Origin of the sequence: Stenotrophomonas sp. SI-NJAU-1, assembly GCF_020883215.1 — a bacterium.
GTDB lineage: Bacteria > Pseudomonadota > Gammaproteobacteria > Xanthomonadales > Xanthomonadaceae > Stenotrophomonas > Stenotrophomonas indicatrix.
Genome location: NZ_CP086598.1, coordinates 915482 through 937852, shown reverse-complemented (window position 1 = coordinate 937852; position 22371 = coordinate 915482). Strand labels below are relative to the sequence as shown.

The 22371-nt window shown below is 66.4% G+C and carries 19 protein-coding genes; 11 read left to right on the top strand and 8 right to left on the bottom strand.

Annotated features, from left to right (window positions below; translation table 11 throughout):
* Positions 1-89 precede the first annotated feature (89 nt).
* Both LMF57_RS04175 and LMF57_RS04170 read left to right on the top strand, forming a co-directional pair.
* Positions 90-848 (top strand): Bax inhibitor-1/YccA family protein, encoded by a 759-nt coding sequence (locus LMF57_RS04175; protein ID WP_229290947.1) that lies wholly within the window; start codon positions 90-92, stop codon positions 846-848.
* A gap of 96 nt (positions 849-944) precedes the next feature.
* A complete protein-coding gene (locus tag LMF57_RS04170) occupies positions 945-1577 on the top strand; it encodes a flavin reductase family protein (RefSeq protein ID WP_229290941.1) in 633 nt (210 codons plus the stop codon).
* A 4-nt stretch (positions 1578-1581) separates the two neighbouring features.
* On the opposite strand, the gene LMF57_RS04165 is transcribed toward LMF57_RS04170, so the two are convergent.
* From LMF57_RS04165 to grxC, 7 genes are all read right to left on the bottom strand, one after another.
* Complete coding sequence (locus tag LMF57_RS04165) at positions 1582-2343, bottom strand: sulfite exporter TauE/SafE family protein (RefSeq protein WP_229290940.1); 762 nt, start codon at positions 2341-2343, stop codon at positions 1582-1584.
* A 26-nt stretch (positions 2344-2369) separates the two neighbouring features.
* The gene (locus LMF57_RS04160; RefSeq protein WP_229290939.1) at positions 2370-3278 is read right to left on the bottom strand and encodes a LysR family transcriptional regulator; all 909 of its coding nucleotides are present in this window, start codon (positions 3276-3278) and stop codon (positions 2370-2372) included.
* Between the two features lie 53 nt (positions 3279-3331).
* Entirely contained in the window at positions 3332-4075 is a 744-nt protein-coding gene (locus LMF57_RS04155; RefSeq protein ID WP_229290938.1) for an isochorismatase family cysteine hydrolase, read from the bottom strand.
* A gap of 131 nt (positions 4076-4206) precedes the next feature.
* Positions 4207-4674 (bottom strand): hypothetical protein, encoded by a 468-nt coding sequence (locus tag LMF57_RS04150; protein WP_229290934.1) that lies wholly within the window; start codon positions 4672-4674, stop codon positions 4207-4209.
* 74 nt (positions 4675-4748) lie between these two features.
* Positions 4749-5753: an isocitrate dehydrogenase gene (locus LMF57_RS04145; RefSeq protein ID WP_229290932.1), complete on the bottom strand. Its 1005-nt coding sequence runs from the start codon at positions 5751-5753 to the stop codon at positions 4749-4751.
* Positions 5754-6103: 350 nt separating this feature from the next.
* Positions 6104-6496, bottom strand: coding sequence for a carboxymuconolactone decarboxylase family protein (locus LMF57_RS04140; RefSeq protein ID WP_005408260.1), 393 nt, complete (start codon positions 6494-6496; stop codon positions 6104-6106).
* Complete coding sequence (gene grxC / locus LMF57_RS04135) at positions 6493-6783, bottom strand: glutaredoxin 3 (RefSeq protein WP_117311846.1); 291 nt, start codon at positions 6781-6783, stop codon at positions 6493-6495. The genes LMF57_RS04140 and grxC overlap by 4 nt, the downstream gene beginning before the upstream one ends.
* Positions 6784-6875: 92 nt before the next feature.
* On the opposite strand from grxC, the gene LMF57_RS04130 reads away from it, so the two are divergent.
* The 9 genes from LMF57_RS04130 (at position 6876) to lpxH (ending at position 20915) form a co-directional block, all read left to right on the top strand.
* Positions 6876-8576 carry a M48 family metalloprotease gene (locus tag LMF57_RS04130; protein WP_205420733.1) on the top strand — a complete coding sequence of 567 codons (1701 nt, stop codon included), beginning with the start codon at positions 6876-6878 and terminating at the stop codon, positions 8574-8576.
* Between the two features lie 116 nt (positions 8577-8692).
* The gene (gene phoB, locus LMF57_RS04125) at positions 8693-9382 is read left to right on the top strand and encodes a phosphate regulon transcriptional regulator PhoB (protein WP_025878121.1); all 690 of its coding nucleotides are present in this window, start codon (positions 8693-8695) and stop codon (positions 9380-9382) included.
* Positions 9383-9487: 105 nt separating this feature from the next.
* Positions 9488-10819: a phosphate regulon sensor histidine kinase PhoR gene (gene phoR / locus LMF57_RS04120; RefSeq protein ID WP_117309649.1), complete on the top strand. Its 1332-nt coding sequence runs from the start codon at positions 9488-9490 to the stop codon at positions 10817-10819.
* Positions 10820-10823: 4 nt separating this feature from the next.
* Positions 10824-12911 carry a polyphosphate kinase 1 gene (ppk1, locus tag LMF57_RS04115; RefSeq protein ID WP_025878118.1) on the top strand — a complete coding sequence of 696 codons (2088 nt, stop codon included), beginning with the start codon at positions 10824-10826 and terminating at the stop codon, positions 12909-12911.
* A gap of 628 nt (positions 12912-13539) precedes the next feature.
* Positions 13540-15066 (top strand): exopolyphosphatase, encoded by a 1527-nt coding sequence (gene ppx / locus LMF57_RS04110; RefSeq protein WP_025878116.1) that lies wholly within the window; start codon positions 13540-13542, stop codon positions 15064-15066.
* 316 nt (positions 15067-15382) lie between these two features.
* Positions 15383-18319, top strand: a complete 2937-nt coding sequence (locus LMF57_RS04105; RefSeq protein WP_229290931.1) for a TonB-dependent receptor — start codon at positions 15383-15385, stop codon at positions 18317-18319.
* A gap of 166 nt (positions 18320-18485) precedes the next feature.
* Complete coding sequence (locus tag LMF57_RS04100) at positions 18486-19631, top strand: glycosyltransferase family 1 protein (protein WP_208081623.1); 1146 nt, start codon at positions 18486-18488, stop codon at positions 19629-19631.
* Positions 19612-20151, top strand: coding sequence for a phosphatase PAP2 family protein (locus LMF57_RS04095; RefSeq protein ID WP_229290930.1), 540 nt, complete (start codon positions 19612-19614; stop codon positions 20149-20151). The genes LMF57_RS04100 and LMF57_RS04095 overlap by 20 nt, the downstream gene beginning before the upstream one ends.
* A 17-nt stretch (positions 20152-20168) precedes the next feature.
* Complete coding sequence (gene lpxH / locus LMF57_RS04090; protein ID WP_229290928.1) at positions 20169-20915, top strand: UDP-2,3-diacylglucosamine diphosphatase; 747 nt, start codon at positions 20169-20171, stop codon at positions 20913-20915.
* 87 nt (positions 20916-21002) lie between these two features.
* Here the strand turns inward: lpxH and LMF57_RS04085 are convergent, their stop codons facing one another.
* The gene (locus LMF57_RS04085; protein ID WP_025878107.1) at positions 21003-22256 is read right to left on the bottom strand and encodes a zinc-dependent metalloprotease; all 1254 of its coding nucleotides are present in this window, start codon (positions 22254-22256) and stop codon (positions 21003-21005) included.
* Positions 22257-22371: the final 115 nt, after the last annotated feature.

Sequence of the window (22371 nt, the reverse complement as noted above, 5' to 3'; positions counted from 1 at the left end):
GCCATGACCACGGCTTGCGCAGTCATCGGCTATGCTCGCAACCAGCGGCCGGATGGCCCAATCGCCCCCTTTTCGCACGGAGACCTCGCATGCGCAGCGGCAACCCGGCTCTTTCCGAGTCGACCTTCCTCGATCTGGCCAGTGGCTCGGTGGTGACCAGCCCCGACCAGGCCATGACCCTCAATGGCACCGTCAACAAGACCGGCTTCCTGCTGCTGCTGACCGTGCTGACCGCGGCCTTCGCCTGGAACCAGACCGTGGACGACTACGGCCAGGTGATGGCCGGCGCCAAGCTGTACGCCATGGGCGGGGCGATCGGTGGCCTGGTGCTGGCCCTGATCACCGTGTTCAAGAAGGAGTGGTCGCCGGTCACCGCACCGCTCTATGCGCTGGTGGAAGGCCTGTTCCTGGGTGCCATCTCGGCCGTGTTCAACATGAAGTTCCCGGGCATCGTGTTCCAGGCCGTGCTGCTGACCTTCGGCACCCTGTTCGCACTGCTGTTCGCCTACCGCAGCGGCCTGATCAAGGCCACCGAGAACTTCAAGCTCGGCGTGGTCGCCGCCACAGGCGGCATCGCCCTGCTGTACCTGGCCTCGTTCGTGTTGTCGTTCTTCAACATCCAAGTGCCGCTGATCCATTCCTCAAGCGGCTGGGGCATCGCCTTCAGCCTGTTCGTGGTGGTCGTGGCCGCGCTGAACCTGGTGCTGGATTTCGACTTCATCGAAACCGGCGTGGCCCAGCGCGCGCCAAAGTACATGGAATGGTATGGCGCATTCGGCCTGATGGTGACCCTGGTCTGGCTGTATGTGGAGTTCCTGCGCCTGCTGTCGAAGATCCAGCAGCGCTGATCCTGGCAATGCCATAAACGACAAGGCCGCGGTCCGTCGGGATCGCGGCCTTTTTTGTAGCGTCGAGCACACTCGACACCTGCGGGAACGTGCCCCATGGCAGACACCACCCCTCGCCGCTTCCACAGCTATCGCCCGGCCGATGGCCATCGCCTGCCACATGATCCGTTCAACGCCATCATCGGCCCGCGCCCCATCGGCTGGATCTCCAGTCGTGATGCCGACAGCAATGTGAACCTGGCGCCCTACAGCTTCTTCAACGCCTTCAACTACACGCCGCCGATCATTGGTTTCAGCAGCCAGGGGCGCAAGGACTCGCTGCACAACATCGAAGCCACCGGCGAGTTCGTCTGGAACCTCGCCACATTCGATCTGGCCCAGGCAATGAACGAGAGCTGCCGCGCAGTCGCGCCGGACGTGGACGAGTTCGTCCTGGCCGGGCTGACACCACTGGCCTCGGAGCAGGTTGCACCGCCGCGCGTGGCGCAGAGCCCGGTGAGCATGGAGTGCCGCTGCACGCAGATCGTGCGTCTGCGTGATGCGGCCGGCAATGACACCAATGGCTGGCTGGTACTGGGAGAAGTGGTCGCCGTGCATATCGATACGCGGTTGCTCGTCGACGGCATCTACGACACCGCAGCGAGCGACACCATCCTGCGCGGCGGCGGACCGGCCGACTACTTCCGGATCACCGCCGACCAACGCTTCCGCATGCTGCGGCCCGCCTGACCCCTCAGCCCGCCGCCCCACGGGACAGCAGGATCGGCAGCGACGAGGCCAGCAGGGCCACGCCGGAAGCGGTCAGCAGGCCGAGGACGATCTGCCGGAAACGCGCCTCACTGATACCGATATACAGCTTCGCCCCCAGCAGCGTGGGTACCAGCATCGCCGGCGCGACAATGGCGAAGTACGGCAGCATCTGCCGGGTGACCATGCCGGTACCGACATAGGTGGCCATGGTCACCGCCAGCATCGCCAGATTGAAGTTCTGGATGACCGCGCGCTGCTCGTGCTTGCCGAAGCCCCGCAGCGTGCTCCACAGGGTCGGTATCGGCCCGGCGAAGCCACCGATGCCACTGAGCACACCACCGGCCATGCCGGCCAGCGCGTCGCCGAACCGGCCGCCAACGGTGACCGGTGGCAACGAACGCGCCATCAGCATCACCGGGCACCACAGCGCCAGGAAACCTCCCAGCAGCGCCTTGAACCAGGCCATGTCCAGCTGCGGCAGCACCAGCACGCCAAGCGGAATGCCCGCCAGCCCACCGAGCACGAACGGCAGCAGCAGGCGCAGGTTGAAGCCACGGCGCACCGTGAACACCGCCAGCAACTGGCCAACCAGCGCGCCGAACACCGACAGCGTCGCCGCAAGCCGGGGATCCAGCCCCCACGCCCAGAACGACATCGCGACCATGCCGAACGCGAATCCCGACAGGCCCTGCACGAACCCTGCGACGATCGCGCCCAGCGCGACCAGCAGATACACCGGCTCCATCCCTATTCCTCACCGCTGCCGTGCGACTACCCTGCCGCACCCGACGCTGCAGCGTAATGCGCGGCAAGATGATCGACCAACGCGCGCACCTTCGGCGCCAGCGCACGCGCATGCGGATACAGCGCGAAATAGCAGCGGATGCCACCGTGCCAGCTGGGCAGCACACGGATCAAACGGCCGGCGCGAAGATCTTCCTGCACCGTAAGCGCGGTGAACAGACTGATGCCCATGCCGGCCAGCACCGCCGCATACAGCGCCGGTGTGGCATCCACGCGCAGTCGTTGGCCGGCCTCCACGCTGGCGATGACACCGCGCGGCCCGTGCAGCTGCCACGGCGTCATCGCCGCAACAGGATTGAACCCCAGCAAGGTGTGGTTCTGCAGGTCGGCCACCTGTCGAGGCAGTCCCTGCTGGGCGAGGTACGCCGGTGCCGCAACCAGGATGCGCGGGCATCGCGCCAGTTCACGGGCGACCAGCTGACTGTCGGGCAAGGACGGCGCGATGCGCAGGGCGAGATCGAAGCCCCCGCCGACCACATCGACCAGCTGATCGTCGGCCGACAGTTCCAGCGCCACCTGGCGATAGCGCGCCAGGAAGCCAGGCAGCCAATGCGGCAACTCCTGGCTGGCGACCACCTGCGGCACGCTGACCCGCACGCGCCCGCTGGGCTGGGCCTGGCCGGCCCGCGCACGGTCATCGGCGGCCTCCAGCCGGTCAAGCAGCGCCACCGCCTCGCGGTAGTAGTCGCGCCCGGCCTCGGTCAGCGACAGCCGCCGGCTGTTGCGATCCAGCAGCCGCACCTGCAGGTGCTCTTCAAGTTGACGCAGCTGCCGCGACATCGCCGAATGGGTGGTACCCAGCCGCTCGGCGGCAGCGGTGAAGCTGCCGGCGTCGACGATCGCGCGCAGGGCTCGCAGGGCGGCGAAATGGTCCATCGGCAGCGCGCTCCAGTCGGCGGGGCCCGCAGGCTGCGGACCCCGCCAGCTTATCAAGTGCCGTTGCCTGCCTTGCGCACCGGCAGGGCCAGAATCGCCGAGGCGGTCATCACATCGCCAAAGGCATCCTCGATCTGCGCCAGCGACGCCTCATGCAATGCGCGATGGCCGATGGTCCCGCCATTGGCCAGATCCAGATCACGGCTGGCAGAGGCGTCGGAGGCCACGATCACCCGGTAGCCGCGCGGCGCCGCCGCCGCATCGCGTGCAGCGCCGGCAACGCAGGCATGGGTCTGCAGGCCAGTGACGATGAGGGTGTCGATACCGGCATCCTTCAGCACCTTGTCCAGTGCTGCTGCCGAGGCACCGGCGAACACGCTGACGTTGTCCTTCTGTACCACGGTCTCGCCCTTGCGCGGTTGCATGTCACGGTGGAATGCCGCGTTGACGCTGCCCTCTGCAAACAGCGGCGCGCCTGCCGGCAGTACGTGCTGCACATGGATCACGCGGATGCCGTTGGCATCAGCGAAGTCGACCACGCGACGCGTTTGCCGCAGGGCCGCCACGCCATCGGGAATGACCATGCGACCACCGGCGAAACCGGGCGCGGCACTGGCGTCGAAGTACTCGTTCTGGAAGTCGATCACCAGCACGGCTGTCTTCGCTGCGTCGAGCGAGGTGACGGCCGCAGCGCCGGCCATATGCCGGATGGTGGGGTGGACCGGCTCGGCGGCGACAACCGGGGCGGTGGCAACCATGCCGATCAGGCCGGCCAGGCCGAAAGCAGTGAGGTTCATGGTCAAGCTCCTGTGCGGTGGAAAGTGGGCACAGGATGAGGAGCGGCAAGCGCACGAACCAGCCATCGGCCAGCACACGATCTGTGCACGATTTGCACAGATCATTCTCATGGCCTTGAGCTTGCGCGATGCTACGAGGTCAGCTTTGCCCCATTGAGCCGTACGATCATCGCGTACTCGCGCCCGAGCACGACTTCGGCGGTATTGCTACCGGCGCGCACGGCATGCTGCAGGCCGGCCGGATACTTCACCGGCACGCCAGCCAAGGTGTGGACATGGCGGGGAGGCGCATTGGCGCTCCTGATGACGAATTCCGCGCAGGCCCCTTCCAGCAGGAGAACCGGCGCCCCTGCCGGAAACTCGATCAACTGCAGTACGCGCTCCTCGGACCGCCGCATGCTGCGAACGGGTGCCCCCTCGCTGCGCAGGCGGCGCAGCGCGCGCTGCGAACGGGACCATGGCCAGTAGAAGATGAAGTAGATGGCTACACCCAGAAGGTAAACGGCAGCAGCCACCAGGATCCACACAGCCGTCGCAGGCATCCACAAAACCCTGTCGGTGAAAAACGCGCAGCTCAAAAACGCGGACGGGCCGTACAAGGACGGCCCATCTGCAACTACCCGAAGCCCTGCGGGAATCTGCCTGCAACGATCCCCGGCAGGACAGCCGCCGCTTACAGGCGGCTGGCGATCGCCCTGGCAAAGCCCATCGTGTTGCCGGTGCCGCCGAGGTCGCCGGTCAGCGAATCCTTGGCTTCCATCGTGGCGACGATGGCCTTGCGCAGGCGCTCGGCGTTTTCCGGCTGGCCGACGTGGTCCAGCATCTGTGCCGCTGCCAGCAGCAGGGCGCACGGATTGGCCTTGCCCTGGCCGGCGATGTCCGGCGCGGTGCCGTGCACGGCTTCGAAGATCGCCGCGTCCTTGCCGATGTTGGCGCCCGGGGCCAGGCCCAGGCCACCGACCAGACCGGCGCACAGGTCGGAAATGATGTCACCGAACAGGTTGGTGGTGACGATCACATCGAACTGTTCCGGACGCATCACCAGCTGCATGCAGCAGTTGTCGACGATCATTTCCTGGAACTCGATGTCCGGGTACTGCGCGGCGACTTCGCGCGCCACGGCCAGGAACAGGCCCGAGGTCGACTTGATGATGTTGGCCTTGTGCACGGCGGTGACCTTCTTGCGGCCGGTGCTCTTGGCCAGCTCGAAGGCGTAACGCACGATGCGCTCGGAGCCCTTGCGGGTGATGCGGGTGCCGGAGAAAGCGGTCTCGCCGTCGGCCGACACTTCCTGGCCTTCGGCCAGGTACGCACCTTCGGTGTTCTCACGAACGGTGATCAGGTCGACGTTCTCGAAGCGCGACTTGGTGTTCGGGAAGGTGTGGGCCGGACGCACGTTGGCGTACAGGTCGAAGTGACGGCGCAGGCTGACGTTGATCGAGGTGAAGCCGCCACCGACCGGGGTGGTCAGCGGGCTCTTCAGCGCGACCTTGTTGCGCGCGATCGATTCCAGGGTCACCGCCGGCATCAGGTCGCCGTGCTTCTCCAGGGCCACCAGGCCGGCGTCGGCATCTTCGTACTCCAGGCCAGTGTTGAGCTGGTCGAGCACGTACAGGGTGGCGTCCATGATTTCCGGGCCAATGCCGTCGCCGCGGATGACCGTAATTTTCTGCGTCATTGATCGATGTTCCGAACAGGGGGAAAAACGCCGTCCGGACGTGCCCGGAAACGCCGGCGCAAAGGAAGTTTCACCCGCAATTATGCCTTAGCCGGGCCCGGCTGCCCAAGTAGACCATGGTCCCGACCCCGGCAAAGGCATAATTGCCCGCGCATTCCTCCTTATCCCCGCGCCTTCGGCGCGCCCCCTTGAACAACAAGGGGGCTCCTGGGTTGCGGGATCGCGGGGAAGGCCCGGCGCATGTTTGGTAGTGCCGGCCGCTGGCCGGCAACCTCGGCCGATTCAGGTCCACCGGATGCCGGCCAGCGGCCGGCACTACCAGAGAGCCCGGTTCGCGGTAGCGGCCGGGCTCAGTGCTCGTGCGCTGCCGGGGCGGCGGCGCCACCTTCCAGCTGGTCGAGGAAGTCCACTGCGCGGCGCAGGTGCGGGATCACGATCGAGCCGCCGACCACCAAGCCTACCGAGAAGGTCTCGAAGAACTCTTCACGGGTGACGCCGGCGTCCTTGCACTGGGCCACGTGGTAGCTGATGCAGTCGTCGCAGCGCAGCACCATCGAGGCGACCAGACCCAGCAGCTCCTTGGTCTTCACGTCCAGCGCGCCGGCCTGGTAGGTCTGCGTGTCCAGCGCGAAGAAGCGGCGCACCACCTGGTTCGGCTCGCCCAGGATGCGTTCGTTCATGCGCTTGCGGAAGTCGGTGAATTCGGCGATCCGGTCCTTGCTGCCGTCGTCGGCCGCGCTCATGCCTGGCCCTGCCCGGCCAGCAGCGGCTCGAGCTTGCCTTCACGATGCAGGGCCATCATGTCGTCGTAGCCGCCCACATGGACGTCGCCCACGAAGATCTGCGGGACGCTGGTGCGGCGGGTCCTGGCCATCATCTTCTCGCGCTCGACCGGGTCCAGGTCGATGCGGACCTCGGTCCATTGCTGGCCCTTGCTCTTGAGGAAGTTCTTGGCGGCCACGCAGTACGGGCAGACGGCGGTGGAATAGATGGTGATGGCGGGGGTAGCGCCGGCGGACTGGGCTGTCACGGGAAACTCCACGATGGATCGACGGTCCATATATGGTACCGGTGCGCTGGAATTTCCACGCCACGCCCGCAACACTGTGGATTGATTAACGAATGGTTGCCCCCTGCCCTGCCACGCTGGGCCGACCCTGCCCGAGGACCGACCGCTTGCGACCCCTGCTGCTCACCGCTGCCCTGACCCTGGCCCTGGCCGCCCCGCTGGCGCAGGCCCAGGAGAAGCTGCCGGACATCGGCTCCTCGGCGGGCGAACTGCTGACCCCGGCCCGGCAGGCCGAGTATGGCGCGATGATGCTGCGCGAACTGCGCAACTATGGCTACCTGCTGGACGATCCCCTGGTCAACGACTGGCTGCAGACCATGGGCACGCGCCTGGGCTCCAACAGCGACCAGCCACGCCAGCCCTACACGTTCTTCGTGATGAAGGACCGCCAGATCAATGCCTTCGCCACCCTCGGCGGCTACATCGGCGTCAATGCCGGTCTGGTATTGACCGCCGAGCGCGAGGACGAGGTGGCGGCGGTGCTGTCCCATGAAATCGCCCACGTCACCCAGCAGCACGTGCTGCGCGGGGTCGAGCGCGCCCAGCGCGACCAGATCCCGATCCTGCTGGGCATGCTGGCGGCGGTGGTTGCCGCCCAGGCCAGCAACAGTTCGTCCTCGGGCAACGCGACCATGGCCGCGATCAGCTCGGGCATGGGCCTGATGCAGCAACGGCAGATCGACTACACCCGCTCCAACGAATCGGAGGCCGACCGGCTGGGCATCCGCACGCTGTCGCGCAGCGGCTACGACGTGGATGCGATGGCCGGCTTCTTCGAGCGCATGTCCTCGGCGATGCGCGGCAACGATGGCGGCTACAGCGTTCCCGACTTCCTGCGCACCCACCCGGTCAACACCACCCGCATCAGCGAGGCCAAAGCCCGCGCCGAACAGATGAAGAAGGACACGGTGCTGCTGACCACGCGCACGCCAAGCGGCGAGCGCAGGGAAAGGGTGGATCCGGCCGACCCGACCCTGGGCGATCCGCTGCTGCGCGGCATCAACCCGCTGCTGCCCGGCAGCGTGCTGCGGGTTCCGGTCGGCCAGCTCAGCCGCGGCGCCAGTGGCGATTTCAACTGGGCCCGTGAGCGCCTGCGCGTGCTCAGCGCCGACAGCCCGGCCGACCTGCAACGCGAGTACACCGACCTTGCACGCAGGCAGAAGGACGGCCTGGATGACGCCCAGCGCTATGGCCAGGCGCTGGCCACGATGCGCGGTGGCCGCAGCGGCGCCAGCCAGGCCCGGCAGACCCTCACCGACCTGCTGAAGACCCACCCGGACAGCCTGTGGGTGGCCCTGGCACTGGCCGAAGCGGAATCGCGCACCGGCCAATCCACCCAGGCCAATGCGCGCTTCGAGCAGCTGCTGCACGAACACCCCAACAGCCGGCCGGTGGCCCTGACCTACGCCGAGATCCTGAACGAACAGGGAGGCCAGGCCGCGGGCCAGCGCGCGCAGGCGATGCTGCGTCCGCTGCTGTCGCAAAGCGGTAACGATCCGGTCTTCCAGCAGCGCTACGCCCGCGCCAGTGAACTGGCCGGCGACAGCGTCCGCGCCAGCGAGGCCTATGCCGAGGCGGCGTTCCTGGGCGGGCGCCCGGAACAGGCCCTGATGCAGCTGCAGGCACTCAAGCGCAACCCCGCGCTGGACTATGTCGGCCGGGCCCGGGTGGATGCGCGGATCGAAGCAATCACGCCCACCGTACTCGAGCTGCGCCGGCAGGGCGTGCAGGACCCGGATCTGGACCGCCGCTGAGTGCGGCATGACCGGAAGATGGCAGCAACGCCAGATGCCGGCCAGCCAGTCACAAACATGTCATCAAACCGTAGTCTACTGGCACCACTCCAGTAACCGAGCCCTACGGTGCCCTCGTGCAGAAACGCATCCTGATCGTCGATGACGAGCCCGCGATCCGCGAAATGGTCGCCTTCGCCCTTCGCAAGGGCGATTACGAACCTGTCCACGCCGGTGACGCCCGCGAGGCCCAGACCGCCATCGCCGACCGCGTCCCCGACCTGATCCTGCTGGACTGGATGCTGCCCGGCACCAGCGGCCTGGACCTGGCCCGGCGCTGGCGCAAGGAAACCCTCACCCGCGAAGTGCCGATCATCATGCTGACCGCGCGCGGCGAAGAGAACGACCGCGTCGGTGGCCTCGAAGCCGGTGTCGACGACTACGTGGTCAAGCCGTTCTCGGCGCGCGAACTGCTCGCGCGTATCCGCGCGGTCATGCGCCGCGCCCGCGACGATGACGAGGACGGCAGCGTGGCGGTGGGTGCGATCCGCATCGACGGCGCCGCCCATCGCGTGTTCGCCAACGACCAGCCGGTGCCGATCGGCCCGACCGAGTACCGCCTGCTGCACTTCTTCATGACCCACCCCGAGCGCGTGTATACCCGTGCGCAGCTGCTGGACCACGTGTGGGGCGGCAGCGTGTATGTGGAAGAACGCACCATCGACGTGCATATCCGCCGCCTGCGCAAGACGCTGGAACCGTTCAACGCCGAGAACATGGTGCAGACCGTGCGCGGCGCCGGTTACCGCTTCTCCACCGCAACCTGAGCCTCGTCGTGCCTGCGCCGTGCACCCCACGGTGCCGGCGCCGGCAACTCTGCTATAACTTCCGGTTCACCTGCGTGAACCGCCGCAACCCACGACGAGACCGCAATGCCCCGCCACATCCGCTCTGCCTGGTTGAAGACACTGGCCACCGTGGCCACCGTGTTGCTGTCGGCCGGTCTGGTCGGTTGGTTCACTGGCCACCTGTGGCTGTGCATCGCGCTGGCGGCACTGGCGACGCTGGTCTGGCACTACTGGCGGCTGCGCCGGGTACTGCGCCGGCTGACCGCGCGCCAGCGCTGGGACACCGCCGCCGAAGGCACCGGCGTCTGGAACGAGCTGGACCGCCTGCTGTACCGCAACCAGGTTGAAATGCGCGTGCGCAAGCGGCGCCTGCTGGACATGCTGCGCAGCTATCGCGCCGCCGCCGCCGCGCTGCCCGATGCCGTGGTGGTGCTGGACCGCAACAGCCAGCGCGTGCAGTGGTTCAACGAAGCAGCCACGGCGCTGCTCGGCCTGCATCATCCGGGCGACCTGGGGGAAGCCCTGGTCGAACGCCTGCAGCCGATGCCGCTGGCCCACTGGCTGGCCGGTGGCCGCAACGCCGAACCGATCCTGGACGTGCCCTCGCCGGTCGATCCTGCGATCCGCCTGAACCTGCGCCTGATTCCCTATTCGTCCGACTACTGGCTGTTGATCGCCCGCGACGTCAGCAAGCTGCTGCGCCTGGAACAGGTACGCCGCGACTTCGTGGCCAACGTTTCACATGAGCTGCGCACCCCGCTCACCGTGGTCCACGGCTACCTGGACATGATGGACCCGGAGGATTTCCCGGGAACCGGACCGATGCTGGAGGAAATGCGCAAGCAGAGCCAGCGCATGGCCCAGCTGGTGGAGGACCTGCTGACCCTGTCGCGGCTGGAATCGCAGGAACACAGCGAGGCCGAGACGGTAGCCATGCAGCCCATGCTGGCCACCCTGCGCCGCGAAGCCGAAGCGCACAGCCAGGGCCGGCACCAGATCAGCATCGATGACCTGGCCGGCGTGGACCTGCAGGGCTCGACCAAGGAACTGCACAGCGCGTTCTCCAACCTGGTCACCAATGCGGTGCGCTACACCCCGGCCGGTGGCCGCATCGCGGTGGAGTTCCGCCGCGAGGGCGACGGCGTGGTGCTGGCGGTACGCGATACCGGCTACGGCATTCCGGCCACCCACCTGCCGCGCCTGACCGAACGCTTCTACCGCGTCTCCAGCAGCCGCTCGCGCGAAAGCGGCGGCACCGGCCTGGGCCTGTCGATCGTCAAGCACATCCTCGGTCTGCACCACGCACGCCTGGAAATCGACAGCGAGGTCGGCAAGGGCTCGGTGTTCGCCTGCCATTTCGATGCCGACCACGTGCGACCGCGTGAGTCCGCCCCCCTGACCTCCTTCGAAGAATGACGCCATGAGCAGCCTCGGATCCCTCCCCCTCCCCGTGAGCACGGACAGCGATCCGTTGCGCGACCCGGCGCTGTACATCAACCGCGAACTGTCGCAGCTGGATTTCAACTTCCGCGTGCTGGCGCAGGCGATGGACCCGCAGGTGCCGCTGCTGGAGCGCCTGCGCTTCATGTGCATCTCCTGCACCAACCTGGATGAATTCTTCGAGATCCGTGCCGCCGCGGTCCGTCATGCACAGGAGTTCGGCCTGCCGCCGGCGCCGGACGGCATGAGCCCGCAGGCCATTCTCAATGCCATTCACGAGCGCGCCGCCGAGCTGGTGGACCAGCAGTACCGCTGCTGGAACCAGACGCTGCGCCCGGCGCTGATGGAGGCCGGCATCGGCGTGCTCGGCCGCAACTCCTGGACCCACCGCCAGAAGCGCTGGCTGCGTGCCTATTTCCGCAACGAGATCATGCCGGTGCTGTCGCCGCTGGGCCTGGATCCGGTGCATCCGTTCCCGAAGATCCTCAACAAGTCGCTGAACATCGTGGTGGTGCTGAAGGGCACCGATGCGTTCGGCCGCAGCGGCCACCTGGCCATCGTGCGCGCACCGCGTTCGCTGCCGCGGATCATCCAGCTGCCGGAAAAACTCGGCGGCCCGCAGAATTTCGTGTTCCTGTCCTCGGTGCTGTCCACCTTCGTGGACGAGTTGTTCCCGGGGCTGGAAGTGCTGGGCGCCTATCAGTTCCGTGTCACCCGCAACTCCGAGCTGGTGGTGGATGAAGAGGAAGTGGAAAACCTGGCGCTGGCCCTGCGCGATGAGCTGGTGGACCGCGGCTACCGGCCTGCAGTGCGGCTGGAGATCGCCCACGACATGCCGCGCGACATCGTACGCACCCTGCTGCAGAACTTCGGCCTGACCGAGAACGCGGTGTACCGCATCGACGGACCGGTCAACCTCAACCGCATCATCCAGCTGTACGACCTGATCGCCCAGCCGGACCTGAAGTATCCGCCGATGACCCCGCGCACCCTGCGCGACAGCGACGGCATCTTCGAGACCGTGGCCCGCCAGGACCTGCTGCTGCACCACCCCTTCGACGCGTTCGCCGCGGTGCTGGACCTGATCCGCCAGGCCGCACTCGATCCGAACGTGCTGGCGATCAAGCAGACCCTGTACCGCACCGGCAAGGACTCATTGATCGTCGATGCACTGATCCAGGCCGCACGCGCCGGCAAGGACGTGACCGTGGTGGTCGAGCTGCGCGCGCGCTTTGATGAAGAGGCCAACCTGGGCCTGGCCGATCGGCTGCAGGAAGCCGGCGTGCAGGTGGTGTACGGCGTGGTCGGCTACAAGACCCACGCCAAGATGCTGCTGATCGTGCGCCGCGAAGGCCGCAAGCTGCGCCGCTACGTGCACCTGGGCACCGGCAACTACCACAGCGGTACCGCGCGCGCGTACACCGACCTGAGCCTGATCACCGCCGATGCGGACATCGGCAACGACGTGCACCTGCTGTTCCAGCAGCTGTCCGGGCTGGCGTCGAAGATGAAGCTCAAGCGCCTGCTGCAGTCGCCCTTCACCCTGCACACCGGGATCCTGGCGAGGATCGAGCGCGAGACGCGCATCGCCGCCGCCGGGCGACCGGCGCGGATCATCGCCAAGATGAACGCCCTCAACGAAGCGCAGGTGATCCGTGCGCTGTACGCCGCCTCGCAGGCGGGTGTGCAGATCGACCTGATCATCCGTGGCGCCTGCACCCTGCGCCCGGGCGTACCGGGGGTGTCGGACAACATCCGCGTGCGCTCGATCGTCGGCCGTTTCCTGGAACACAGCCGGGTCTACTGGTTCGGCAACGACGGCGCACCGGAGCTGTACTGCGCCAGCGCCGACTGGCTGGAACGCAACCTGCTGCGCCGGGTGGAAACCTGCTTCCCGATCCTCGACCCGGCGCTGGCCAAGCGGGTGTACCGCGAGGTGCTGCAGAACTACCTGGACGACAACCTCAACGCCTGGGAGCTGGATGCCGAAGGCATCTACCACAAGCGCGCACCGGCCCACGACGAAGCCCCGCATTCGGCGCAGATGGCGTTGATGCAGGGCCTCTGACCCGGTAGGTGGCCAACCTTGGTTGGCACGTTTGGATTCATCCACGCATGGCGTGGATCTACCGTGTCGACCAAGGTCGACACCTACCAACAGCCGCGTGAACCTGTCAAAGGTCGACATATGCAGGCCCTTTGATCCGATAGATGCCAACCTCGGTTGGCACGTTTGGATTCATCCACGCCTGGCGTGGATCCACCGTGTCGACCAAGGTCGACACCCACCATGCGCAGGCCATGCCATTCCGACAGATCGCGAAAAACTGTCAAAGGCGGGGTGGGTCCGGTTGCGGGGGTGTCCGCGGCATGGATGCCGCGGTCAAGCCCCCAAGGGTGAGGGCGCTTTGCTTGCGAAGCACTGCTTCGCAAGCGCCCGAACGCCCAGCCGCCAGCGGCTGGGCCGGACCGCGGAGCGGGGTTTACGGCGTCCCCCGCAACCGGACCCACCCCGCCATCCCACAGGAAGCCAGCTGTTGCCGTTGCTGTTGCTGTTGCTGTTACGTTGAGGTTGCCGGCCAGCGGCCGGCACTACCGCTTCGGCAGGTGCAGGGCGCAGCCCTGCCGCACTCCCCCTCCAAAATGTGAAGGCCGCGCGGTGACGAGTTCACCGCCCCTTCGGCTAACATTCGCCCATGCCGCATACCACCACGACTCCGCCCGCATTGCAGGATGGCGACCTGCTGGCCGCCATCGACCTTGGCTCCAATAGTTTCCACATGGTCATCGCGCGTTACACGCTTGGCCAGCTGCGGGTGATCGACCGCCTGCGCGAAACCGTGCGCATGGCCGACGGCCTGGACGGCAAGGGTGGACTCTCCGCCGCAGCGCGACAGCGCGCGCTGGAGTGCCTGGCCCGGTTCGGCCAGCGCATCCGCAACGTCCCGCCGCATCGCGTGCGTGCACTGGCCACCAACACTGTTCGCCAGCTGCGTTCGCCGCAGGCCTTCCTGATGCCAGCCGAAACCGCGCTCGGGCATGCCATCGAAGTAGTCAGTGGCCGCGAAGAGGCGCGCCTGATCTACCTGGGCGTAGCCCATGCACAACCGCCCAAGCCCGACCAGCATCGCCTGGTGATCGACATCGGCGGCGGCTCGACCGAGTTCATCATCGGCAAGGGCATGCAGACCCTGGAACGCGAGAGCCTGCAGGCCGGCTGCATCGCAAGCACCCGACGCTTCTTCCCCGGCGGCAAACTCAGCAAGAAGCGCTGGAAGGACGCACTGGCCGAAATCGGCCGGGAGTTCCAGCCTTTCGCCAGCAAATACCGCGCGCTGGGCTGGCAGGAGGCACTGGGGTCGTCTGGTACCCACAAGGCCATCAGCGAAATCTGCGCGACGATGAAGCTGAGCAAGGGTGCGATCACCGCCGAGGCGTTGCCGCAGCTCCGCGATGAGCTGCTGAAGGCCAAGAAGATCGACGACATCGTGCTGCCTGGCCTGTCCAGCGATCGCCGCCCGATCATCGCCGGCGGCATCCTGGTGCTGGAGGCCGCCTTCCAGGCGCTGGGCCTGCAGAAGCTGCTGGTCAGCAAGGCCGCGATGCGCGAGGGCATCCTCTATGACATCCTCGGCCGTGCCGGCGACAACGACCCGCGCGATGAATCGGTGGCCGCCCTCACCCATCGCTATGGCATCGATACGGTGCAGGCCGGCCGCGTGCAGGACACCGCGCTGTCGTTGCTGGAGCAGGTGCAGGAGCGCTGGAAGCTGGATGCCGATGACGCACGCATGCTCGGCTGGGCCGCACGCCTGCATGAGCTGGGGTTGATGATCGCCCACAGCGGTTACCACGTGCATGGCAGCTACGTGCTGGAAAACTCGGACATCGCCGGCTTTTCGCGACAGGAACAGCAGATGCTGGCGACGCTCGTGCGCAATCATCGCCGCGGCATCAGCAAGACCGCCTTCGATGCCATTCCCGAACGCCTGCTGCTGACCGCACGGCGCCTGGCTGCCCTGCTGCGCCTGGCGGTCCTGCTCAACCGCGCGCATGAGGACGCACCGCTGCCGGTGCTGGAACTGACTGCCGACGACAGCCGCCTGTCGCTGATCGTGCCGCAGGACTTCATCGATGCGCGGCCGCTGCTGCGCGCCGACCTGATCGGCGAGACCGAGGGCATTGCCGGGCTGGGCATCCAGTTCCGTCCGTTCGTAGTCTGAGCAGGGCCACGGGACGCCGTCCGATCGCCGGTCGGCGCCCGATTACATTTCGTTACAGTTCGCGCAATCGACCGCCCATTCCTGCTGCAACGCAGCAGCTGGCGATGGTCGTGCCTGCCGCATCTTCACGTAAACCCCTGCTTTTGTTCACATTCTGTGAAAACAGGCGATGTGTAACGACACAAACCGACATACGTTCTTTACATGGCATTAACCAACGAGACTACTATCGGGTCATCGGCTCGGTCCTGGACCAGTCGATTCCTTCGACGCCCACTTTGGCGTCCTTTGCACGACCCGAGAGAGAGAGCTCGTCATGACTTCACGCACGACCGCACTGGGGCAGGCCATCCGCTACGCCCTGGCAACCACCGCCACCCTGGCCGCCCTGCCGGCTTTCGCACAGAGCGGCAGCACTGCCTCGCCGACCAACCTGGACCGCATCGAGATCACCGGTTCGCGTATCCGCCAGGTCGACGTGGAAACCGCCCAGCCGGTGCTGGCGCTGAGCCGGATGGACATCGAGCGCCAGGGCTTCAGCTCGGTCTCGGACATCCTGCAGAACGTCACCGCGATGGGCACCCCGACCATCAGCCGCGCCAACGTGCTGACCGCCGGTGAGAATGCCGGTGGCACCTACGTGGACATGCGCGGCCTGGGCACCCAGCGCACGCTGGTACTGATCAACGGCAAGCGCCTGGGCATCAGCACCTCCGGCTACCAGGACCTGTCGGTCCTGCCGGTGTCGGCGATCGAGCGCGTGGAGATCCTGAAGGACGGCGCCTCGGCCATCTATGGTTCCGACGCCATGGCCGGCGTGGTCAACATCATCACCCGCAGCAATGTCAGCGGCGTGACCGCCAATGTCTACCACGGCCAGTTCAGCGAGGGTGACGGTGCCCGCGACCGCGTCGACGTGGTTGCCGGCTGGTCCAATGACCGCTTCTCGGCCACCCTGGCACTGGAGCACTCCGAGGAAAAGGCAGTCTGGGCACGTGACCGCGGCTTCAGCCGTTACAGCAACACCGACCGTCACCCGACCGAAGGTTGGACCACGACCAGCCAGTGGGGCCAGTTCACCGGCCTGCGTGGTCCCGGCTGTACGGTCGCGGCCGGTTGCGGCTACTCGCTCAACCGTGGCGCCGATCCGACCAAGCCGGGCAACTACCACCTCACCGACCCGGCCGCCTTCACCGGCGACACCAGCAACACCAACGATCAGATGCACCTGAGCTATCCGATCAAGCGTGACTCGGTGTTCTTCTCCGGCCAGGCCAACATCACCGACAACGTCCGCTTCAAGACCGAGCTGGGCTACAACAAGCGCTCCTCGACCCGCGTCACCGCTGGCTACCCGCTGGCTTCCAACACGCTGGGCGCGACGGGTGCCGCAGGCAACATGTCCATCGACAGCTACTTCAACCCGTTCGGCAACAAGAACGGCTATGCGACGCCAACGTCAGTGGCGTGGAACCGCCGCACCTGGGAAATGCCGCGCGAAAGCACCAGCGAGCTGAAGACCTACCGCGCCGTCGCCGCTTTCGAAGGCACCTTCGACCTGGGCGAGCGCTACTTCGACTGGGAAGTGGGCTATCAGTACAGCAAGAACGAGCTGACCCAGCACACCACCGGCAACCTGCACAAGCAGCGTGTCATCGATGCAGTGGGCCCGTCCTACTTCAACAACGCCACCGGCAAGGTCGAGTGCGGCAGCGCTGCGGCTCCGAAGGCCAACTGCATGGTGTGGAACCCGCTGGTTCCCTACGGCGTGCAGAGCCCGTATGGCCTGGACGGCAACCAGGCGCTGCAGGACTGGCTGTTCCCCGCCGAGAACGCCACGGGTGAAACCACGACCAAGAACTGGTTCGCCAACCTGAGTGGCAGCCTGCTCACCCTGCCGGCAGGCGATCTGGGCTTCGCATTCGGCCTGGAAAACCGCGAAGAGAACGGCAAGTTCATCCCTGATGCCCTGGCCCAGACCGGCGCGACCACCAACCTGGCCGCTGGCCCGACCGGCGGCTCGTACAAGGTGAAGGAAGCCTATCTGGAGTTGAACGTACCGGTGCTGGCCGACCTGCCCGGCGCGCGTGAACTGAGCTTCAACGCAGCTACGCGCTACTCCGACTACAACACCTTCGGCGACACCCTCAACAGCAAGTTCGGCTTCAAGTGGAAGCCGATCGACCAGCTGCTGGTGCGTGGCACCTGGGCGGAGGGCTTCCGCTCGCCGACCATCAACGATCTGTACGGCGGCGGCTCGCAGACCTTCCCGACCTTCAGCGATCCCTGCGACAGCGTGTACGGCTCGGCCCGTTCCAACAGCGCCGTGCGTGCACGCTGCGCCCAGGACATCGCCAACATCGATACGTACCGCCAGCTGGACAGCACCAACAGGCCGACCAGCGGTTCGAGCGCGGCCAGCCCGGTGGCGTTCACCTCCGGCTCCAACCCGGACCTGCTGCCGGAAACCTCGACCAGCCGCACGCTGGGCGTGGTGTGGAGCCCCACCTTCATCAGCAACTTCAATGTGTCGCTGGACTGGTGGAAGATCCGCATCGACAACACCATCGTGTCCGACAGTTCGAACCAGATCCTGATCGACTGCTACGAGCAGAACATCGAGTCGCGTTGCGCGCGCTTCTCGCGTGATCCGGTCACCGGCATCGTCACCGGCCTGAAGTTCGGCAACCGCAATGCGGGCTTCGCCGAGACCGAAGGCTACGACATGGACGTCAGCTACCGTCTGGATACCGACTACGGCAAGCTGAGCACCTCGTGGTCGACCACCTACGTCAGCTCGAACATCTACCGTTCGTCCAATGACGTTGCCACCGTGCCGACCACCACCAACGGCATCGCGGTCAATACCGGCATCGGCTTCCGCGTGCGTTCCAACGCCACCATCGGTTGGGACTTCGAGAACTTCGGTGTGAGCTGGACCGCCCGCTACTACTCCGGTGTCAAGGAGCAGTGCCTGAGCCTGCCGAACCATCCGGACGAGTGCTCCGATCCGGGCGTGTACGCGCCGTGGTACAAGGGCGCCCGCAACTACAACGAACGTGGTTCGGTGACCTTCAACGACGTGCAGGTGCGCTACAAGCTGCCGTGGAACGCCACCGTCTCGGTGGGTGCCAACAACGTGTTCAACCGTCTCGGCCCGGTGATGTACACCAAGCCGAACTCGGTGTACTCCTACTCGGGCAGCTTCGACATCGGCCGCTTCGTGTACATGCAGTACAAGCAGAGCTTCTGATCCACGCGCTGTCGCACTACCACGACCACGGCCCTTCGGGGCCGTGGTTTTTTTGTGCCGCTGAACTGCGCAGGCACCGCCCTGCCCGGCTGTCATCGCGCTGTCGCAAAGCGGTCATGTCGGCTACATCGCCAGGCCCGAGCATGCGTAAAACCGGAGGCCCGCCATGCGCTATGCCATCGTCACCGAAACCTACCCGCCGGAGATCAACGGCGTCGCACTGACCGTGCAGGGCCTGGAGCAGGGATTGCGCGCGGCCGGCCACGAGGTCGACCTGATCCGCCCGCGACAGGCCAGCGAAGCGCTGGAGGCGGCGCCGGACACCCTGCTGGTACCGGGTGCGGCGCTGCCACGCTATCCCGGCCTGCGCTTCGGCCTGCCGGCACCGATCCGGCTGGGGCGGCACTGGCGGCAGCAGCGCCCTGATGCGGTGTACGTGGCGACCGAAGGTCCGCTGGGCTGGTCGGCACTGCGCACCGCGCGCCGCCTCGGCATTCCGGTCGCCACCGGATTCCACACCCGCTTCGACGAGTACCTGCCCGACTATGGCGTGGCGTGGCTGCAGTCGGCGGCAATGCGCTGGATGCGCCGTTTCCACAACCAAGCCGACGCGACCCTGGTGCCCACCCGCGAACTGCAGGAATTCCTGTCCGGCCAGGGCTTCGAGCGCGTCCGCCTGCTCGCCCGTGCGGTCGACAGCCAGCAGTTCGACCCGTCACGCCGCGATCCGGCGCTGCGCGAGGAATGGGGTATCGATGGCACGGGCATGGCGGCGATCTACGTTGGCCGCATCGCCGCCGAAAAAAACCTCGGCCTGGCGGTGAAGGCCTTCCGCAAGCTGCAGCAGGTGCGCCCGAAAGCGCGTTTCGTCTGGGTCGGCGATGGCCCGGCGCGCGAGAAGCTGGCGCATGAGAATCCCGACTTCATCTTCTGCGGTATCCAGCGCGGCGATGCCCTGGCCCGACACTTCGCCAGTGGCGATCTGTTCCTGTTCCCCAGCCGCAGCGAGACCTTCGGCAACGTGACCCTGGAAAGCATGGCAAGCGGCCTGGCCACGGTTGCTTTCGACTACGGCGCGGCCCGCGAGTACCTGCGCAACGGCGAGAACGGTGCCGCAGTTGAGGACGACGAGCAGTTCGTGCAGGCCGCAGTGCAACTGGCTGCCGATGATGCCCAGCGCCGCGAGCTGGGTGGCAACGCGGCACGGGCGATGAAGCGGCTGCACCCGCAGCAGGTGGTGGCGGAGTTCGAAAGCCTGCTGGCGGAACTGGCCAGCGTGCGGAGGAGCGGACATGCGCACCACGCCGCTTGAGCTGCTGGCCGGTCGCGAAGCCCGGTTGTGCCGCCGCGCCAACCACTACTGCCGACGTCGTCGCGTGCGGCGCGTCTTTTCGATCATCAGCCGGCTCGGCGATGGCGTGTTCTGGTACGTGCTGATGGGCGCGCTGGTGCTCACCGATGGCTTCGACGGCCTGCGCGCGTCAGTGCACATGGCCGCCACGGGCCTGGCCGCGCTGCTGCTGTACAAGGGCCTGAAACGCTGGACCCGGCGGCCACGGCCGTACGCGGCCGACCTGCGTATCCGTGCCTGGGTGGCGCCGCTGGATGAGTTCAGTTTCCCGTCCGGCCATACCCTGCACGCGGTCTCGTTCACCATCGTCGCGCTGGCCTACTACCCCTGGCTGGCGCCGCTGCTGGTGCCGTTCACCTTCGGCGTGGGCCTGTCGCGCGTGGTGCTGGGCCTGCACTACCCAAGCGACGTTCTGGCTGCCACCGGCATCGCTGCACTGCTGGCTTCGGCCAGCCTGGCCTGGCTGCCGTTGCCGGTGTGATGCCCTAGAATGTCCGCATGACCACGCTGTTCATCTCCGATCTGCATCTGGACCCCAGCCGTCCGGCCATCACCGACCTGTTCCTGCGCTTCCTGCGCGAGGAAGCGCCTGGCGCCGATGCGCTGTACATCCTCGGCGATCTGTTCGAAGCCTGGATCGGCGATGACACCCCCTCGGCCGCAGCCGACGCGGTGGCCGATGCGCTGAAGGTACTGTCCGACAGCGGCGTGCCGGTCTTCTTCATCCGCGGCAACCGCGACTTCCTGCTGGGCGAAGACTATGCCCGCCGCGCAGGCCTGCGCATCCTGCCGGACCCGTGCATGATCGAGCTGTACGGCCGCCCGGTGCTGCTGCAGCACGGTGACCTGCTGTGCACTGATGACATCCCCTACCAGCAGTTCCGTGCCCAGACCCGCGACCCGGTCTTCCAGGCGCAGTTCCTGTCGCAGCCGCTGGAAGCGCGTATCGCCTTCGCGCAGAAGGCGCGTGATGCCAGCCAGGCGCGCCAGTCGGAAATGAAGCAGGGCGACCGTGCGCAGTTCGAAACCGTCACCGACGTGGCCCCGGCGGAAGTGGAAGCCACTTACGTGCGCCACGGCGTGGACACGATGATCCATGGCCACACCCATCGCCCGGCGATCCACACCCTGCAGGCCGGCGGACGCAGCTGCACCCGCATCGTGCTGGGCGACTGGTACGAACAGGGTTCGTTGCTGCGCGTGGATGCCAACGGCTGGACCCTGGATACGCTCAGCCGCGCATGATGGATCGCAGGATGCCAACCAAGGTTGGCATCTACCAGAGCAGGTGCACGCGCCCTGGTAGACGCCGACCCTGGTCGGCGCCTGGACTCAGCGGAAGGCCGCGATGGTGGCCTTTGTATTGACCAGCACGCGCTGGTTGTCGGCACTGCTGGCGATGCCCATCGGCACGCCGTTGTAGCTGATGTTCGGATTGGACCAGTAGTTCAGCCGCGGGCAGCCGGCCGAGCAGTCATAGGCCATGATCGTGCGCCAGCGCGATCCGCTGGCCGGCTCATAACGATAGCCATGGCCATAGGCATACGGCGACGTGCTCGGATCACTGGCGATGTCGTGACGTGCGCTCTGCAGGTGGCCGATTTCATGGGCGAACGAGTAGTAGCCGGTGGCGCAATCCCAGTACACCGCAGCAAACGCGGTCGATGCGGTGGAACCGATGCCCGACGCCAGTCCGCAGTAACTGGTGTTGTTGATCAGCAGTACGCCGACGTCAGCGGCGGTGTTGTTGCGGCTGGTGTGGATGCTGTCCATGTAGCCGTCGCTGGTACCACGGAAGCGCGACAGGTCGGTGGTGAAATTGCCGGACTCGGTGTAATTGGTGGTTTCATAACCGGCCAGCTGCAGGGTGAGGCCAACGTTGCTGTTGGTGTAACCCTGGTTGGATTCGGCAACCGCCAACTGCACCAGCGACTGCATGTTGCCACCATAGGCGGTCACTGCAGCGTTGGTTGCCACCACCAGCACGCGGATGGTCGCCGGGCTGCCTGAGGAGGCCTGCGCAGTGCCGAGGCGATCATTGGCAGGCATGGCGATCTTCGGCAACTGGTTGTAGTCGGCCGGATGATCGGCCGGCATCCGCGATTCATCCACCTCGACCAGCACGTGGCGATTGCCCAGCGGACGCAGACGATAGAGTTTGCCGTCCTTGCGGATCGAGCCGGTGAGGGTATTGCCCGAGCGCACCAGGATCAGCGAATTGCCCGGATCGTCCTGGCCATTGGACGTGGCCGCCTGCAGGCGATCGGACGGCGCGCGCAACTGGCCGTACCAGATGCTGCCACCATCGGGCAGCGCCTCGACCTTGCTGCGAACGGCCTGCACCTTCTGCCCGAGCAACTCGAATTCCAGCTGCGGCTGCGCGGTGGCGGCAGCATCGACACGCACTTCCTGTACGGCGGCGGTGGACGGGGTGGCCAGCAATCGCCCCAGTGCCGGCTCGCTGGTGGCCGATGCACGGCTGAGCACGGTGACCGGCTCGAACAGCGGCGCCGCATGGGCGGCCGCCGCTACCGACAATCCCAACAACAGACCACCTGTCGCTTTACCTATCGATCTGGACATCATCTTGTCGCTCCTTGAAGTGAAGTGGACAGCGTTGATGCAGCACGACCCGGGGTGCCGGGTCCGGCCATCAGGCCTGCGCAGGGCGTGTGAATTCAATAGACGAAAGGAATGGAAA